Source organism: Cognatishimia coralii (genome assembly GCF_037478305.1).
Lineage (GTDB): Bacteria > Pseudomonadota > Alphaproteobacteria > Rhodobacterales > Rhodobacteraceae > Cognatishimia > Cognatishimia coralii.
Genome location: NZ_JBBGAZ010000007.1, coordinates 1 through 15,656 on the forward strand (window position 1 = coordinate 1; position 15,656 = coordinate 15,656).

At 53.7% G+C, this 15,656-nt stretch carries 14 protein-coding genes; 10 read left to right on the plus strand and 4 right to left on the minus strand.

Going from position 1 to position 15,656, the window contains the following annotated elements; translation table 11 throughout:
• Together WG622_RS12785 and WG622_RS12790 are read left to right on the plus strand one after the other, a co-directional pair.
• On the plus strand, positions 1 to 201 hold a 201-nt coding region (locus tag WG622_RS12785), incomplete at its 5' end, for a hypothetical protein (protein WP_339403954.1).
• A gap of 78 nt (positions 202 to 279) precedes the next feature.
• Positions 280 to 537 (plus strand): hypothetical protein, encoded by a 258-nt coding sequence (locus WG622_RS12790; RefSeq protein ID WP_339403955.1) that lies wholly within the window; start codon positions 280 to 282, stop codon positions 535 to 537.
• Between the two features lie 471 nt (positions 538 to 1,008).
• On the opposite strand, the gene WG622_RS12795 is transcribed toward WG622_RS12790, so the two are convergent.
• Together WG622_RS12795 and WG622_RS12800 are read right to left on the minus strand one after the other, a co-directional pair.
• Positions 1,009 to 2,370 carry a sensor histidine kinase gene (locus tag WG622_RS12795; RefSeq protein ID WP_339403956.1) on the minus strand — a complete coding sequence of 454 codons (1,362 nt, stop codon included), beginning with the start codon at positions 2,368 to 2,370 and terminating at the stop codon, positions 1,009 to 1,011.
• On the minus strand, positions 2,367 to 3,041 hold the full coding sequence (locus WG622_RS12800) for a response regulator transcription factor (protein ID WP_339403957.1): 675 nt from the start codon (positions 3,039 to 3,041) through the stop codon (positions 2,367 to 2,369). Before WG622_RS12800 ends, WG622_RS12795 begins: the two co-directional genes overlap by 4 nt.
• A gap of 113 nt (positions 3,042 to 3,154) precedes the next feature.
• Between WG622_RS12800 and WG622_RS12805 the strand changes: the two genes are divergently transcribed.
• From WG622_RS12805 to WG622_RS12825, 5 genes are all read left to right on the plus strand, one after another.
• On the plus strand, positions 3,155 to 4,243 hold the full coding sequence (locus tag WG622_RS12805) for a tricarboxylate transporter (RefSeq protein WP_339403958.1): 1,089 nt from the start codon (positions 3,155 to 3,157) through the stop codon (positions 4,241 to 4,243).
• 70 nt (positions 4,244 to 4,313) lie between these two features.
• Positions 4,314 to 6,335, plus strand: coding sequence for a tripartite tricarboxylate transporter permease (locus WG622_RS12810; RefSeq protein ID WP_339403959.1), 2,022 nt, complete (start codon positions 4,314 to 4,316; stop codon positions 6,333 to 6,335).
• 7 nt (positions 6,336 to 6,342) lie between these two features.
• Positions 6,343 to 7,434 (plus strand): 4-oxalomesaconate tautomerase, encoded by a 1,092-nt coding sequence (locus WG622_RS12815; RefSeq protein WP_339403960.1) that lies wholly within the window; start codon positions 6,343 to 6,345, stop codon positions 7,432 to 7,434.
• Entirely contained in the window at positions 7,431 to 8,402 is a 972-nt protein-coding gene (locus tag WG622_RS12820; protein WP_339403961.1) for a D-2-hydroxyacid dehydrogenase family protein, read from the plus strand. The genes WG622_RS12815 and WG622_RS12820 overlap by 4 nt, the downstream gene beginning before the upstream one ends.
• A gap of 72 nt (positions 8,403 to 8,474) precedes the next feature.
• Positions 8,475 to 9,548 carry an isocitrate/isopropylmalate dehydrogenase family protein gene (locus WG622_RS12825; RefSeq protein ID WP_339403962.1) on the plus strand — a complete coding sequence of 358 codons (1,074 nt, stop codon included), beginning with the start codon at positions 8,475 to 8,477 and terminating at the stop codon, positions 9,546 to 9,548.
• Positions 9,549 to 9,620: 72 nt separating this feature from the next.
• Here WG622_RS12825 and WG622_RS12830 read toward each other — a convergent pair whose 3' ends face one another.
• A complete protein-coding gene (locus WG622_RS12830; protein WP_339403963.1) occupies positions 9,621 to 10,517 on the minus strand; it encodes a LysR family transcriptional regulator in 897 nt (298 codons plus the stop codon).
• Between the two features lie 81 nt (positions 10,518 to 10,598).
• Between WG622_RS12830 and tcuA the strand changes: the two genes are divergently transcribed.
• The 3 genes from tcuA (at position 10,599) to WG622_RS19240 (ending at position 13,545) form a co-directional block, all read left to right on the plus strand.
• Positions 10,599 to 11,981: an FAD-dependent tricarballylate dehydrogenase TcuA gene (gene tcuA, locus WG622_RS12835; protein ID WP_339403964.1), complete on the plus strand. Its 1,383-nt coding sequence runs from the start codon at positions 10,599 to 10,601 to the stop codon at positions 11,979 to 11,981.
• Positions 11,971 to 13,041: a tricarballylate utilization 4Fe-4S protein TcuB gene (tcuB, locus tag WG622_RS12840; RefSeq protein WP_339403965.1), complete on the plus strand. Its 1,071-nt coding sequence runs from the start codon at positions 11,971 to 11,973 to the stop codon at positions 13,039 to 13,041. Before tcuA ends, tcuB begins: the two co-directional genes overlap by 11 nt.
• A 186-nt stretch (positions 13,042 to 13,227) precedes the next feature.
• A complete protein-coding gene (locus WG622_RS19240) occupies positions 13,228 to 13,545 on the plus strand; it encodes a LysR substrate-binding domain-containing protein (protein ID WP_369077073.1) in 318 nt (105 codons plus the stop codon).
• A gap of 528 nt (positions 13,546 to 14,073) precedes the next feature.
• Here WG622_RS19240 and WG622_RS12845 read toward each other — a convergent pair.
• Positions 14,074 to 15,603 carry an FAD-binding domain-containing protein gene (locus tag WG622_RS12845; protein ID WP_339403966.1) on the minus strand — a complete coding sequence of 510 codons (1,530 nt, stop codon included), beginning with the start codon at positions 15,601 to 15,603 and terminating at the stop codon, positions 14,074 to 14,076.
• Between the last annotated feature and the right edge of the window lie 53 nt (positions 15,604 to 15,656).

Below are 15,656 nucleotides of genomic sequence, written 5' to 3' on the forward strand. Positions count from 1 at the left end.
CAAACTGGCAAAGATCTTTCCCGCACCGCAGCAAACGCGCAAAGCCTGATAGAAAAGGCGCTCGCGCTATGTTCAGCACCGCGCTTTCTGCGTCAGCAACACGTTGTTTTTCCACAGAATCGGCGGAAAGCCGACATTCGCTGCCGGTGCAAAATGCTATATTCACTAGCAGAAAGCGGACGTTGTGTCCCGAACCTTTGAACGCAGTCGCCGGCCCACATCAGGCGTTAAAAATGCGGTCACCAATTCCTTGAACCCGTTTAAAGAAATCTCAAATCGGTGGCCCCAACCTACGGACTTAAATACCTTTTGTGCGACCCTGAAAGCGATGGGGTCAAAATCGCCGCTCGTCTTTGCGAAAATGTAACCAGACCCTATCCTGCATTCACAGGCTGGATGGGAGTAAAAAACACTAAAGAACAAACGAAGGCGGCGGGTTTTGCTGCTTTATTGGCTGACTATGCCAGCGAGATGGGGGCTAATCTCGCAGCCACTTTAGCTCAAAGTAGCCTGACAGAGGACGATAAGTCAGGCTAGCACAACTATTTTACCGGATTAGCCCAGCGGCAACTAGATTTAAATCGATTGGATTAGTTTGATTGCACTATTTGATTTGTAAGCTGCCAAACTTTGCAACACAACGTTTTGCCCCCCAACAGTCGCAACGCCCTGTTTTTACAAGACTATCAGATTTGGTCAAGGAAGCGTCAAGTCTGTGGTCAAGGTGCTAGTGGTTGCTACAACTATCCAGCGAAGGCTTTCTCTGGTTTGAAAAAAGGATTTAACGTGTGAGACCTGTTCGAACATTTTTGAACCAAAATCTCTTATGCGTTCAAATTGAAGTCTTGTTTCATTGCTGCAGGTCAGGGCAACTCCCTCAAAGTTTTGTTGTTAACATCTAAGATGAATTCATGGAAAGTTGGACGCGAACAAATAACAACAGCGCCAAGACCACCAAAATAGATCATCGAGCAAGAATGCAGGATTACAAATTGCGGGTAAGAAGTTTTACCTGCTCTGCCGACCAATTCTCAAGATGAATCGAACCGGCTGCAAATTATCAAGCTCTAGCGCTCCACTGTGTAATTTGGCGATTTCACTTGCGATGGATAACCCCAATCCAGCCCCCGTGTCATGCGACGCTTGCGAAAATCTATCAAAGATCCTTTGTCGATCACTTGGATCGATTGCATTTCCATCATTCTCCACCGTCAGCCAGATTTCCGCGGCCGTTTTCTCGACGCTCACGCGGATGTAGCTGATGTTTTTCCCGCCATGAAGCAAGGCGTTCTCTACGAGGTTGATAAGTGCTTCGCGAAGGAGTGTTTGGTCGCCGAGACAAGAGGGCGGTCCATTTTCCATTACGATTTCTAGGTCTACTCCGGCTCTGCTGGCTTTGGGGGCGATTGTTTGGGCAACACTTTGTAGCAAGTCAGAAAGGTCGACCACCTCGAACTTTGGAATGCCGCCTTTGACACGCTCAAATGACAGGAGCTGATTGGTCAACCGCACGGCATTGCGGGTTCCTTCGACAAGTGTGTCCGCTCGGCTTTTGCTTTCTTGCAGAGTCTGAGCATTTTGTGTGGCTTCAGCCATTGTATGAATAGCGGCGACAGGATTTCGAAGTTGATGCGCCGCAAGTGACACAAACCGCTGTTGCGCTTCTTGGGCCTCGGTCACTTTAGCAAAAAGCGAATTCAGGCGCGCAACAATGCCTTTTGTCTCCTCCGGAACTTGCCTCAGAATTGGGCTGAGGTCGGCTCCACTCCGCTTTTGAATAGCGTCCTCGAGTTCATTCAGCGGCCTAAGGCCGATACCCACCCCGAATAATACGAGCATTGCGACTGACCCAAGCAGCAAAAGAACGACGGCGATTGCCCGGCGTCCCGTTTGCTGAACAAATGCGTCTCGTTGATCCAATCGCTGCCAGACCGTGACGACGGTATTGCCTTCGATGCCGTCAACTGAGGCTTCTTCAAACAGCCGTGCAACGCGAACCGGGACACCTTGGTGTGTCGCATCATATTGCTGAATGGGTTCGTCCGATGATGGCGAAGAAAGGCTTGTCGTCGGGGGCGAAGAGTACCCGGTGACAAAACTGCCGTCAGGTCCGTAGACGTGATAGAAAACATCGCCTCCGCTTGCGTCTTTGAAAACGGCTTGCGTGCTTGGTGCAAGCGTGTCGCCACCTGAAAGTGCGACATCTCTGGCAACAGCAAAACCCATCAACAATAGATTTCGATCGAAGATCTCTTGTGCCGTTGTGCGCGCCTCGGAATAGCGCCACAGCATCGCAAATAAAGAAATCACAGCCAGGGGCAGCAGGATCAACGCAAGAAGCCTGAGGCGAAGAGACCCGCGCAAAATCAAGAGGAACTCTCCTTGATCATGTAGCCAAGGCCCCGAGCGGTATGGATCTCTATGCCAAAGGCAGACAGACGCTTGCGAAGGCGCGAAATATAGACCTCGACGACCTTTTCTTCGACATCAGCTCCGGTTCCATAGAGGTGACTGGCGAGTGTCGCCTTTGACACCATTTGGTCCACGCGATCGTAAAGACACTCGAATGTGGCAAGCTCCTTTTTGGGAAGCGCCAAGGGCTGCCCGTCGTGGCTAAGAAGGCGTGTCGCACGATCATAGTTTAGGCGTCCGAACGCCTCGTCCTGACGTGCCGTGCTTGGCCTTCGCCGCATAAGAGCTCTGATGCGTGCTTTCAGTTCGGCCATCTCAAAAGGTTTCACCAGATAGTCATCACCGCCAGCGTCCAGCCCTGCAATCCGGTCGTCGGTTTCACCCAGAGCGGACAGGCAAATGCATGGTGTGTTTAGGCCTCCTTTGCGGAGCGTCGAAATGAGTGAAAGACCATCTACTGACGGCAGATTGATATCCAGAATAATCAGGTCCGGGGCGTCTTCGGTTTTGAGAAAATCCAGACCTTCCTGGCCGTCAAAAAGAATGTCTACAGAGTGCCCGTCATCTCTGAGAACATGCCCCATTCCTTCTGCAAGCGTTTGATTATCTTCAATAATTACGATTCTCATGGGCCTGAACTACTTACGAAAGCTTAATGCAAGCTTTCACGGTTATGTTGGAAGAATCAAGAGGCCAAAGCCTGTTGGAGTATTGACCTGAAGGGTCAATTTGGGAGGAAAGAATGACGAAATTCAAATTCACGCAGCGCGTTGCTGCGGCGATGATTGCGACCGCTGCTTTGGTGGCACCCGCACAAGCTGATGTGGACATGTCCGGCAAAACTATCGAGTGGACCATTCCATTCTCGGAGACCGGCGGTTCTGCTAAATGGGCAAACTTCTTTGCGCCGCTTCTGTCTGAAGCGCTGCCTGGCAATCCGACGGTTGTCGTAAAATTCATGCCAGGTGCAGGCTCTACCAAAGGCGCGAACTGGTTCCAGGAGCAAACCAACGGCGACGGTACCGTGATGTTTGGCTCTTCGGGCTCTACGCAGTTCCCATATCTGCTTGGCGATCCCCGTGTGCGCTATGAGTACAACGACTGGGAGCCTGTGATGGCGACCGGCACCGGCGGTGTTGCCTACTTGAACGCTGAAGCAGGTGCAAAGTTTGATGGTTCTGCCAACAATCTACAGGACATGACATTCATCTACGGCAACCAGGGTGCAACTCGCCTTGACCTGATCCCGGCGCTTGCGTGGAAAATGCTGGGCATGAACGTCGAACACGTACTGGGCATCAAAGGTCGTGGCGATGGCCGCAAGATGTTTGAAAGCGGCGAAGCTACCATCGACTATCAGACCTCGTCCGGGTACCTGAAAGGGTCTATGGAGCTCGTTGAGGCAGGTAAAGCGGTTCCAATGATGTCCTGGGGCTCTTTGGCCGCCGATGGTTCTATTGTGCGTGACCCAACATTCCCAGACATGCCGACCTTTAAAGAGGTTTGCGAAGCGACGGATGGGTGTGAAACCTCTGGTCCTGAGTGGGATGCATGGAAGGCCTTCTTCGTTGCAGGCTTCCCAAGCCAAAAGATCGCATTCCTGCCTGCAGGCACAGATCAAGAGATCGTAGATACCTTCGCGAATGCCTTCGCAAAAATCCGGGCACGTGATGATTTCGCCGAAATCTCTGCCGCGCGTCTGGGTAAATACCCAATGTATGTCGGTGAAGGTGCAGAAGCCGCACTGGCCACAGCGATCACGGTTGACGACACTGCCAAAGACTTCGTGGTCAACTGGCTGAAAGACGACTTCGGGGTTTCGCTGAACTAAGCCCGATTTGCTTTCCGAGTGTCCCGCTGATTGCGGCGGGGCACTTGATTAAGCAAAGCGAGTAACCCTCATGGACATTTTTTTAGACGCACTCCCCGCGCTCGGTCAGGCATGGGGGCTCATCTTGCAACCCATCGTCTTTGGCTATCTTGTGGTGGGCGTGATGATGGGGCTGGCCATTGGCGTGTTCCCCGGTTTGGGGGGCATCGCGGGCTTGTCTTTGCTGTTGCCGTTTATGTTTGGCATGGACCCGATCCTCGGTCTTGCGCTGATGATCGGGATGGTCGCCGTAGTGCCGACGTCTGACACGTTTGCCTCTGTCTTGATGGGTATTCCCGGATCGTCGGCGTCTCAGGCCACGGTTCTGGACGGCTTTCCCATGGCCAAACGTGGTCAAGCCGCGCGCGCGCTATCGGCGGCCTTTGCCTCGTCGCTGTTCGGTGGGCTTGTGGGTGCTGCTTTCCTGACAGTCTTTATCCTCGTCGCGCGGCCGGTCGTTCTGCTGTTCAAGTCACCTGAGCTCTTGATGATCTCCATTTTCGGCCTTTCCATGGTCGGCATCCTTGCAGGGCGCGTGGCGATAAAGGGGATCGTTGCCGCCGGATTGGGCATGTTGATTGGCACTATCGGGGAAGGCCCGTTCAACGGCGAGTTGCGCATGTCGAGCTATGACTTTCCCTATCTGACGGACGGGTTGAAACTGGTCATTGTTGGCTTGGGCATTTTCGCCGTCCCAGAGATCGTCGCCCTCTTGCGCAAAGACCGCGCGATTTCAGAAACGCCTGCGCTGGGCGGTGGTTGGCTGGATGGCATCAAGGATTGGTGGGCCAATAAATGGCTCTCGATGCGCTGTTCCATCATTGGGGTGATCGTTGGCGTTATTCCGGGGCTTGGTGGCTCTGTGGTGGACTGGATCGCCTACGGCCACGCGGTTCAATCAACGCCTGACAAATCCAACTTTGGCAAAGGTGAAATCCGCGGGGTTGTCGCGCCTGAAAGTTCCAACAATGCCAAAGAGGGCGGGGGACTCGTACCGACACTACTGTTTGGTATCCCGGGCTCTGGATCCATGGCGATCTTCATCGGTGCGCTTGCCTTGTTGGGGTCGGGGATCGACGTGGGTCCAAGCCTCTTGGAGAATAACCTCGACTTCACCTATTCCATCGTTTGGCTGCTTGCGCTCGCGAATGTGGTGGGCACGGTGATGTGCATCCTGCTCTCGGGGCAGATCGCGCGGCTGACGAACATCCGCTTTGCGTTGCTTGCGCCGTTCATCTTTATGATCATTTCGTTCGCGGCGTTCCAGTCTGGGCAAAACCTGATGGACCTCGTGGCGCTCTTTGCCATTGGTTTCCTTGGCTTGCTGATGCGCCGTTTCGATTGGTCTCGCCCCGCGTTTCTGATCGGTTTTGTGCTGTCCAATCCAGTCGAGAATTACTCCAACAACGCCAACCAAATCGCGGGGATCAAGTTCCGGTCAGGGTTTGAGGCAGGCATGTCCTATATCGCCTCCCCAATAGTTATCATCCTTTTGATCATCACGGTCGTCTCTGTGGTGGTCGGGCTGCGCCAAGCCAAAAGCATCATGGCAGAAGGCGATGTTCCGTCAGGAGGTAAACGAGCACCGCTGATGTTCCTTTTGGCCGTGATCGCGTTCCTTGCTTATGCGCTGATCGATGTGGGCTCGATCCCGGATTATGCAGCCACCGACCGCGTGTTCCCGTTCTTTGTCGGAGCCGTGACGATGGTGGGCGCCTTGATCTTGCTTGTGCAGATGATGCGTCGTCCAGAAAGCGATGCCCTGTTCGCGGATCGTGAGCGCAATGGCGAGGTCCGTGCCTATGGTCTGTGGCAAACGCTGGCGTGGTTTGCCGGGCTCTTGATCCTGACATCGCTCACCGGTTTCATCATCGCACTCGCCGTTTTCCTGATCAGTTTCATGCGGTTGCGCGCCGGAATGGGATGGGTCTTCAGCCTGATCTACGCGGTCTGCGGCATCCTCTTCATGATGTTCATGGCATGGCTGCTAAACCGCGATTTCCCACCCGGACTTTTGCAGAGCTACTTCGATCTGCCTTGGCCATTTACGTGAGGTTGAGATGAGCCAGACAGCTATTCCATTTGTGTTCATGCGCGGCGGCTCCTCGCGCGGCCCTTACTTTAACGCAACAGACCTTCCCAAGGATCGGGACACGCTTGCAAATGTATTGGTGTCCTTGCTCGGCTCTGGGCATCAGTTGAATATTGACGGCATCGGGGGCGGTAATGCGGTGACCACTAAGGTGGCGATGCTGTCCAAGTCTGAAGACACATGGGCCGACGTTGACTACTTCTTCGCGCAGGTCAGCGTGTTGGATGGCTTGGTCGATTTCAAACCGTCCTGTGGAAATATACTCGCGGGCGTGGCTTCGGCGGCGATCGAAATGGGGTTGGTGGCCCCAACCGAGGGCGAGACCGTCGTCAATATTCGGGCCGTGAACACAGAATCCAAAACGAAAGCTGTGGTTCAAACACCGGGTGGGCAGATTTCCTATGATGGACTGGCGCAAATCGACGGCGTGCCGGGCTCCGCTGCACCTGTCGCGCTCAATTTCCTTGAGGTCGCCGGATCGCTGACCAACAAGTTCCTGCCAACGGGCAATCTGATCGATGTGATCGACGGTATAGAAGTTACCTGCATGGATGTCGCGATGCCTATGGTGATCGCGCGCGCGGCCGACTTTGGCCTGACGGCAACAGAGACCGTCGCAGAACTTGACGAAAACAAAGCGTTCTTTGCCAAGATGGAAGCGATCCGCCTCAAGGCCGGAGAGCTCATGGGCATGGGAGATTGCACAAAATCCGTCACACCTAAGTTCGGCCTTTTGGCCCCGTCCGATGCGCCAAACACCATTCGCACGCGCTATTTCATGCCTTGGAACACACATCCCACAATGGCAGTAACGGGTAGCCAATGTCTGGCCTCCTGTGCGCTTGCCAAGGGTACGATTGCCGATGGTATGCTGGAAGTTCAGGGCGAGCCGCCTATCACAATCCAGTTGGAGCATCCGATGGGCAGCATGGATGTCATCGTAGATTATACCGAGGGGCAGGGCGGGTTTCAGCATCAATCGACGGGTATCATCCGCACCTGTCGCAAGCTGGCAGACGGTCATGTCTTTGTGCCCAAAGACGTTTGGGACGGTCAATGAAAGTCGCGGTTCTAGACGATTGGTTTGACACGCTTAGGCATCTACCTTGCTATGAACACCTGCAGGGAATGGACGTCACCGTGTTCACGGATCACGAGCCTGATGAAGCTCGTTTGGCTAAGCGCCTCGCCGAGTTCGACGCGATCACACTTTTCCGAGAACGTACCCCCATCACCGCAGGACTTTTGGCGAGTTTGCCTAAGTTAAGGCTGATATCCCAGCGATCAGTTTTTCCTCATGTGGATGTTGAGGCCTGCACGAAGAATGGCGTTCTACTGTGCTCAAACATGAAGGGGGGAACGCCCCCCTATGCCGCGGCGGAACATACCTGGGCCTTGATCATGGCCGCCATGCGCCAGCTCCCACAACAGATGCAAAGTCTGCGGGAAGGCAATTGGCAAATAGGCGTCGGCAAAACGCTGCATGGCCGTACATTGGGTCTCTACGGCTATGGTCGCATTGCAAAGGTGGTTGCAGGTTATGCCGAAGCCTTTGGAATGAACGTTGTCTGGTGGGGCTCTGACGACGGGCGCGCTCGGGCGGCCTCAGACGGGCGTAAGTTGGCCGCGAGCCGCGAGGCGTTCTTTGCCCAAGCGGATTTGGTATCAATTCACGTGAGGCTAAAGCCAGAAACACGTGGCCTCATCACCGCTCAGGATCTTGCTGCCATGCGTGAGACAGCCGTTTTTGTGAACACATCGCGCGCTGGGCTCGTGGAACCTGATGCTTTGGTGAATGCTCTAAACGCAGGCAAACCAGGATTTGCAGCGCTGGATGTCTTTGACCAAGAACCGATCACCTGGGCAGATGATCCATTGGCGGCACACCCAAAGGTCACTGCTACTCCTCACATTGGGTTCGTCACCGAGGACGAGTTAAACGTTCAGTTCGACGATATTTTTAGGCAAGTGAAGGCGTTCGAAAACGGAGCACCATTGAATATGATCAATCCTGAGGTTTTGCACTAAACAATCGCGCGGTTCAGGGAGCGCCGAGAATAACAACGAAGAAAGGCAACAAGTTTCAGAAAGGCCCTGCCTATGCTTCAATCTAACACCTCATCGCCTTTGCGACTTCTCTTCCTTGCTGGGGATGGGATCGGTCCAGAGATTACGGCGGCCACGAAAACTGTGCTTTCTGCGGTGACGCCTGTCTGCGATCGGGCGATCACTGTGACAGAAGCTGATATCGGATTCCGCGCGCTAGAAGCCAGCGGTTGCACAATTCCAGACTCCGTGCGTGCTGCCGCAAAAGAGGCGGACGGCGTTGTCTTGGGGCCTGTGTCGCACAACGCCTATCCCCCTGCAGAACAGGGCGGGCTCAACCCCTCTGGGACGTTGCGCAAGGACCTGGATCTTTATGCCAACGTCCGGCCAGCTCGGATTTGGGAGGGCGTGCCGCGGCTCTCAACTCAAGCATTTCACCTGACTGTCATGCGCGAAAACCTTGAAGGGTTCTATGCAGATCGAAACATGTATCAAGGCCCCGGTGAATTCATGCCCGAACCTGATACAGCACTCGCTTTTCGGAAGATCACTCGAGGGGCATCCACCCGCATTGCTGAGGAGGCATTTATGCACGCGGAACAAAATGGGTTTTCTAGGGTCACCGCCGTGCACAAGGCCAACGTGATGCGGATTTCGGACGGATTGTTCCTCGAATGCTGCCGCGCTGTAGCGAATGACTATCCCGCCATCACCTACGATGAGTTGTTGGTGGACGCAGCCGCTGCACATCTCGTTCGAAATCCAGCGGCCTTCGGAGTGATTGTAACAACCAACATGTTCGGAGACATTCTGTCGGATTTAGCCTCAGAGCTCTCCGGTGGCCTGGGCGTCGCAGGTTCGCTAAACCTCGGGCCTCGTTTTGCAGTTGCTCAGGCACAGCATGGATCTGCGCCCGACATCGCTGATCAGGGGATTGCGAACCCAATTTCCCTCATCCTGTCGCTCGCCATGCTGTTGCGTCACCTTGGTGAGGCGCGTGCCTCGGAGGTCATTGAGACTGCGATCGCAAAAACCCTGCCTCACACGCGGACACGGGATTTAGGCGGGACGGCAACGACGCAAGACTTCACATCCGCACTCATAGGCGCAATCGAGGTGGGGTCATAAGGCGAACTCAAATCCCGCTAAAGCACATCAGCGGATATGCCATCGTGGATCAAATCCCAGGGCGGACATTGGTCACTCTGTGATATGCTTCACAGCTTTCATGAGGGCTTTCACGTTTGAAGTTTCAACGTGGTTTGTCCGCCGCAGAATGCCGATGCTGCGCTTAAGGCTCGCGTCTTTTAAAGGGATGCCAACCACTTCGGCACCCACCATAGCCGACTCTGGGATCAAAGCAGCGCCTAGACCGTTTCTAACCATTTCCAGAGACGTGGCGGTTCGCACCACTTCAAAACTCCACGTCACTTTTTGTCTGGCGCGGGCCAAGGCTTCGTCGATGAGCACTCGGTTTCCTGTTCCGCGAGACGGAAGTATGAGAGAAAGCTCTCGCAGGTCGTTCCAACCTATCTCGTGGCTGTCAGCCAAAGGATGATTTTTAGGAAGCGCCACGACAATTTGTTCTTCAAACAGAGGTTCAAACTGTGTCGTCGCTTCAAGCGAAGGTATTGAGGAGATACCAAAGTCCGCCTCTCCTTCCGCGACGGCGTCTGCGACTTCGTTGGTTGCCAAATCCAGAATGCGCACACGGGCGGAATAACCGTCGTCTCGAAACTGTTGAAGCGCCGGAAGAACTATTCTTTCGATGACCGTGGGTATAACCGCGACGGTTATGAGCGCGTTGCGTTGATGCGCGAAAGCGACGCTTTCGTCACGCATTGCTTCGGACGTTTCGCGCGCATCTTCCAGCATAGCTTCAGCACGAGCTTGCAGTCTTTTGGCCGCTAAAGTCGGCTTCACACTACGGGTTGTACGAACAAAAAGCTGACTGTCCAGCGCATCCTCAAGCTTACGAATTCGACGTGTAATGGCGGATTGAGACAGGTTTAGCTTGGTACCGGCCTTATGGAAGGAGCCTGTGTCTTTAACCGCCAAGAAGGCTTCCAAGTCGCCAAAGTCATAATTGATGCTCATAAAGCATTAATTTCTCAGTTATCGGAATTTGTCAAATTAACACTGCTGAAGTACCCCGTTTGGCATCAGAGGAATAAGATCATGACACAGTATGATATAGCAGTGATTGGTGGCGGAAATGCAGCTCTTTGCGCAGCCATGACCGCGGCCGAGGCGGGTGCCAAAGTGCTTATCCTTGAGTCTGCTCCCAAATCTTATCGTGGCGGCAATTCCAGACACACGCGTAACTTCCGCTGTATGCATAAAGGCCCGCTTGGGCCGCTTGTCGATGACTACGGCGAGGAGGAATACTTCGAAGACTTGATGAAGGTTACCAAGGGAAAAACCGACGAAAAACTCGCGCGTCTAGCAATCCGCAAATCCGAAGAGTGTTTGCCTTGGATGGAAGAGCATGGTGTGCGCTTTCAGCCCTCGTTGTCTGGAACTTTATCTCTGGCGCGCACCAATGCGTTTTTCATGGGCGGCGGAAAAAGCCTTGTGAATGCGTACTACCGAACAGCCGCTAATCTGGGTGTAGATGTTCTTTATGAAGCGGCTGTCACACACTTGGAGCTTGACGGTGATCAAATCGCGTGGGTCGACTACACCTATGGTGGCCAATCTCACCGAACTACTCCCAGGTCTGTCGTTGTGGCCTCTGGCGGCTTTCAAGCTGACACAGACTGGCTGACGCGAGCCTGGGGACCAGCGGCAAAAAACTTTCTGATCCGGGGAACACCCTACAACCGGGGTGTCGTGCTGGCAGACCTTTTGGAGCAAGGGGTAAATCAAGTCGGTGATGCGGATCAATGCCATGCTGTGGCCATTGACGGGCGCGCGCCGAAATTCGACGGCGGGATCGTGACCCGGCTGGACTGTGTACCATTTTCGATCGTTGTGAACAAAAATGCCGAACGGTTTTATGACGAAGGCGAAGACGTCTGGCCCAAGCGGTATGCGATATGGGGCCGTCTGGTTGCGGCGCAGCCCGATCAGGTCGGCCATGTGGTGATTGATAGTAAGTCGATCAACTTGTTCATGCCGTCAGTCTTCCCGCCTCTCAAAGCAGATACATTGGAAGGTCTCGCCGAGATGATGGGGATCGACGGCGCCACGCTCAATTCCACGGTAGAAGAGTTCAACGCGGCCTGCGGCGACACATCAGCCTTCCATCCAACAGAATTGGACGGTGTGGCAACCTCAGGTTTGACGCCTGCAAAAACGAATTGGGCACGGCCAATCAATGAACCTCCGTACTACGGATATTCCCTGCGTACTGGCGTTACATTCACTTACTTGGGTTTGAAAGTGGACGAAAACGCCCAGTGCAGCACCGAAAAGGGGCCGATCAAAAACCTCTGGGCTGCAGGGGAAACCATGGCTGGTTCCATTCTGGGACAAGGGTATTTGGCCGGCTACGGCATGACCATCGGAACAGTTTTTGGACGCATCGCAGGACAGGAGGCCGCGGCCTATGCAAGCTGATCTCATTCAAGAAGCTCGCCGTCAGGCGGAAATCTGCAACGCCTGTCGATATTGCGAAGGCTATTGTTCAGTCTTTCCTTCGCTGCACGCAAACCGCGCTTTCAGCGATGGTGACATCACTCAATTGGCCAATCTCTGCCACAACTGTCGCGGCTGCTATTACGCCTGCCAATACACCGCGCCGCATGAGTTTGACTTGAACCTGCCTGCCGCGCTTGCCGAAGTGCGCCGCGACAGCTGGGAAAGCTTTGCGTGGCCGCAACCGCTGGCACGTAAGTTTCACACGCACGGCGGGGCAATCATCTTGGCTTTAGTTGTCGGATTTGCGCTGCTCTTTGCGGCTATCAAGGCGATTGGCTCAGCAGGTGGAGAAGGGTTCTACGCCGTGTTGTCGCATAACGCCATGGTCGCAATTTTTGCACCTGCGTTTTTGCTGCCGCTGGTAAGTATCGCCGTCGGTATAAGGCGTTTCTGGCGCGAGGTAGGGGGGCAGCGCATTGCGCTAGGCGACATCACCGGCGCTTTTGGTCGAGCGGTCAAGATGCAGGATCTTGCGGCAGGACATGGAGAAGGCTGCAACTTTGAGGATGAGGACCGTTTCAGCCAGGGCCGTCGCCACGTTCATCAGGCGATTATGTACGGTTTCTTGTTGTGTTTTGCGTCCACCTCGGTGGCTACGCTTATGCACTATTTCTTTGACATGCCTGCGCCGTATCCGCTGTTTTCCTTGCCAAAGCTCTTCGGCATCTCGGGCGGTTTGCTGTTAACAGTGGGCTGCATCGGTATGGTGGCGCTGAAATTGAAATCAGATCGAGAACTGGGAGATACCCAAGCCTGGGGCGGAGACATAGCCTTCATCGCACTCTTGGGATTTGTCGGCTTTTCGGGATTGGTGCTCTACGCATTAAGTGGAACAGCTGCCATGCCCGCTCTTTTGGCGGTGCACTTGGGTGCGGTGCTGGCGTTTTTCCTTCTGACGCCGTTCACTAAGATGGCGCATGGCTTCTATCGGCTGGCTGCGTTGATCCGTGACGCCCAGCGAAAACGATTGGCAGGGTAGGAACGCTTGTTTCTCGCAATGCACCTCATTGTCATGTTGCGAACCAGTGTTGCGGTATCGCCGAAGAGCAAGTGTTAGTTTACTAAGCGCCTCAGAAGATAAAACTTGGCGATCGCGTGCATAGACGAGCGGGAACTTTTGGCCATGTACCAAAAGATAGTCAAAAACATAGGGCGCTAGGTTGGCGTGCCCCCATCGGATGGTCGCTCAGCCAAATTTGATCCCAGACATGCCGTCGGTCGGCTCCTTTTGAATGACGGCGCGACCCAGAAGCGAATAACTCTCGAAGGCGCTGGTATTTCCATTAATTCAATGTGGTTGGTTCACGATGCGCTCAAAGACGGGACGCTTTTGCGTGTATTGCCCGACTATGAAGTAGCTGACACTCCGTCGCTCTGGCTAATTTATCCTAAGAGCAACGTCGTTTCCGCCAAAGTGCGCGCGCTCATTGATTTCTTGATCGAACACGTAGGCCGAGCGCCGAAATGGACAGAGCCGAGCTAGACCCAAACGCCAGGTCGATTTGGGTTTTAAAGGATCAGGTTCATTATGCTGCTATTTGCCGCCGCTCATGCCTGCGTCCATTTTCGGCCGGTTTCCGCATATCACACCGGCGTGATCGAGTCCGTGACTTGATGCGATGAGCCCCAGTACGCCAGAGCTGTTTCACTGAGTTGTCTCCTGCGATCCAAATTGGAATTACCTTGAAAGCTCAAGGCTTCAACGTTCTGGAGAGTTGAATCGATTTATTGCTAAATCGGCTTCGTTTTTAGTTTTCTCTCCATTTTAGCTCCAAACACGTAGGGGAGATCCCCCCGATTGTAGGGTTCATTGTCTCGCGTGGCGGCAACTTGTGGTACGTCAAGAGCATCTATTAAGCCATTGCTTTTATTTTTTTATTTTTGCTTCAAGTGAGTCGCATGACAGACTTCGTCTCCGCCAACACTTCCGGCTTGCAATACTCCTTAGGATACCGACAATCGGGCCTTTACGGAGTTTCTTGCTAGGAATTTCTGCGCTAGTTTCCCGCCATTAGAACAACTTAAATTGTTTATCTTCCTCGTTATTGAGCATTACCCGCTTACTAGAACGACTGCGGCTTCCCAATTTTTGATAGACCGCGGCAGAAGACGTTCGAAAACCGTCCTGTTTGCGAATTTCGAAAATACGCTTCTTGGCTTCTTTCGCTGCGACTTCATGGTCCACGATGCGGTGAGGATAGTCTCTTCCTAACTTGAACGTGTCATCTTCGAACAAAGTTCGATCCCACGTCCATGGTGTGTGAATGAATTCGTCTGGCACCGCTTCCATTTCCGGGACCCACTTTCTGATAAAGGCACCCGTTGGGTCATGTTCTTTGGATTGCTTCACGGGGTTGTAAACGCGAATGGCATTGATCCCTGTCACACCCGACTGCATTTGGAGCTGACTATAGTGGATCCCAGGTTCGTAGTCGGTGAATACTCTTGCAAGGAAATGGCCAACCACGCGCCAATCTAGCCACAACTGATAGCTGGCAAAGCTCACTAACATGGCACGCATACGGAAGGTGATCCAGCCCTCAGAAATGAGATTGCGCATACAGGCGTCTATGAACGGGAACCCGGTCTGCCCTGATGCCCAGGCCTTGAAATGAGTTTCGTTGTGTGCGTGCTCGCGCAATCCTTCGAATGCAGGGTGCATGCATTTCGTTTCGATAGAAGGCTGGTCTTCGATTTTTTGGACGAAATGACAACGCCAAGCGAGCCGAGAGCCAAAAGCGCTGTAGTTTCGACCATAGATCGGTTTCTCCATGGGAGATAACTGAGAGCTACGCTTCGAAAATGACTGCACAACTTCTCGCACGGACAGCGTGCCCCAAGCGAGATGCGCAGAAAGTCTGGAGCAATGATATTCCGACGAGTCGGGCGCTGAGATGTTAGAAAGGTAGCGACGCGATCGGTTCATCAAAAAGCTTCGCAAGTCTTCGATGGCCGCGAGTCTTCCGCCACGTTGCACTCTGCCGCGAAGCGGCGCGCCAAAAATAGGGGAGTCTTTGTCTGGCAACACATCTGTTTTGACGGTTGTTGGTTCAAGTTTGCTGGGTTTCGCGAGGATTTCATCTTTCATGCGGGCGTTTCTGATTTTTGCCCAGTCGTCGCGACTGCTGAGCCTGCGCACGACACCGTTGGATGGAAATTCGCGAAACTTGATCCCATGATCTGCGCAAAGCCGAGCTACGGAAATATCTCGCGCGTAGGTCCAACCGTTCCCGGATTCTTCATGCGCAAAGACTTCGGCGACCCCGAAATCTCGAAACAACTTGCCAAAGACCTCGCATGCATCACCAGCCTTCACGACAAGTGGCTGCCCCAGAACCGAAAGCGCCTTGTTCAGGTCGACCAAACAATCGTGGATAAAATGCCAATGACGCCGTGACGCAAACGGCTGTTGCCAGTAGTCCGGCTCTACAATGTATAGCGGGATCACTGGGCGCCCTGACTGAGATGCCGCCAACAGTGGCGCATGATCGTGAACGCGCAAGTCGCGCTTAAACCAGACAATGCATGGGGATTGTGACATCTGCTCAGATCCACGCGTCGAATGGGCGGTGAGGCGTCAGGTCCGCTTTAACC